This window comes from Escherichia sp. KCJ4928 (assembly GCF_004352695.1).
Classification (GTDB): domain Bacteria; phylum Pseudomonadota; class Gammaproteobacteria; order Enterobacterales; family Enterobacteriaceae; genus ECMA0423.
On sequence record NZ_SJWV01000820.1, the window covers coordinates 1 to 255 of the forward strand.

At 41.6% G+C, this 255-nt stretch carries 1 protein-coding gene; it reads left to right on the plus strand.

All coding sequences use genetic code 11. The features are described from left to right. Window positions 1-26 precede the first annotated feature (26 nt). On the plus strand, window positions 27-255 hold a 229-nt coding region (locus E0D98_RS26935; RefSeq protein ID WP_131891724.1), incomplete at its 3' end, for a hypothetical protein.

The following is a 255-nucleotide window of genomic DNA, read 5'->3' on the forward strand; positions in this document are numbered from 1 at the left end:
GTAATAATGACCTGAAAGGAAATACTATGAGTAACGAATATCAAAGCACCAGTATAAACCCTGATGTTTTTGAACAATTTCTTACCCTCCTGAATACACACTGTAAATCATCAGAAGCTGCACTTGCTATGCTGAGTACACTCTGCTACGAACTGATGAGGAGGAGTGGGATCCATTCACTGGACAGCCTGATGCTCAACGGAGAAGGTATATTGATACAATTACAGGGGGCTGATATTCGCGAAAAAACAGGTC